Origin of the sequence: Yoonia sp., from assembly GCF_030731595.1 — a bacterium.
Lineage (GTDB): Bacteria > Pseudomonadota > Alphaproteobacteria > Rhodobacterales > Rhodobacteraceae > Yoonia.
Genome location: NZ_JANQTS010000031.1, coordinates 1 through 1,227, shown reverse-complemented (window position 1 = coordinate 1,227; position 1,227 = coordinate 1). Strand labels below are relative to the sequence as shown.

1 protein-coding gene is annotated in these 1,227 nt (G+C 58.4%); it reads right to left on the bottom strand.

Translation table 11 applies throughout. The features are described 5' to 3' along the window. Window positions 1–93 precede the first annotated feature (93 nt). A protein-coding gene (locus NWQ23_RS02880) for an IS3 family transposase (protein WP_306164734.1) occupies window positions 94–1,223 on the bottom strand; the annotation gives its coding sequence in 2 pieces (ribosomal slippage) (window positions 94–989 and window positions 989–1,223; 1,131 coding nt in all). Window positions 1,224–1,227: the final 4 nt, after the last annotated feature.

Here is a 1,227-nt window from a genome sequence, read left to right as displayed (position 1 = left end):
GCTGAGTACCTGTTATGCCGAGCTCTTTCGCTATGCTGCCTTGCGTCGCTCCGGGTGGACCTGTCACGTATTTGTGCCGCTCCAGGTGCTCGTTTAAGCCACTTTGCGTTCGAAGGCGACCGGGCTTTTCCAGCCCAATGCTGAGTGCCGTCGACGCGGATTGTAGAAGCCGTTGATGTATTCGAAGATCGCCATCTCTGCTTGCCGCCGTGTTGCCCATGACCGCCGCCAGATCAGCTCAGCCTTGATTGTTTTGAAGAACGTTTCGACGGCAGCGTTGTCATAGCAATTTCCTTTGCCACTCATCGAGGCCCTGAAGCCATGTTCGCGCAGGATCTTCTGATAGTCGTGTGAACAATATTGGCTGCCCCTGTCGGTGTGATGGATGCAGCCCTTGGGTGGCGCTCGGAAGGCGATGGCCATCTTCAGCGCCCTGATCGCCAGATCACGCTTCATCCGATTGCTCAAGGCCCAGCCGATCACACGGCGGGAGTGCAGGTCCAGGATGACTGCCAGATACAGCCACCCCTCGCGGGTCCAGATGTAGCTGATATCGCCCGCCCATTTCTGGTTCGGCCCAGCCGCACTGAAGTCGCGATCCAGCAGGTTCGGGGCGATGTTGAACGTGTGATCGCTGTCTGTGGTCGCCTTGAACTTGCGCGTTCTTTCAACGGTAATCCCGTTTTCGCGCATCAGGCGACCGACGCGCCGGTGCCCGACATCGACACCGACCTCCTTCAGTTCTTCGGTCATTCGTGGGCGGCCGTAGCTGCCCAGGCTCAGGCGCGACTGCTCCTTGATATGCGCCAGAACCACCATATCCATACGCTGCCTGCGACTGGCCGGACGGCTGCGGAATGCCCGCAATCCGCGGGCGCTGACGTTCATGACCTGACATAATCGCTCAATCGGGATAACCCCACGCTGTTCTTCGACGAACCGAAACCTCATGGCTTTTGGCTCGCGAAGAACTGGGTGGCTTTTTTTAGGATGTCCCTCTCCTCCTTGAGGATGCGGTTCTCGCGTCGAAGCCGTTCGTTCTCCCGCGCAAGCTCGCGATCCTCGGGTGACACCACATCTGTCTTGCGGTGTGCCGTCACCCATTTGTTCAGCGTCGAAAGCCCAACGCCCAAATCATCCGCAACTTGTCGCCGTGTCAGACCGCTGGTCAGCGCAATTCGCACTGCATCCTTGCGGAATTCATCCGTTCTTCCCGTGCCCATAGTT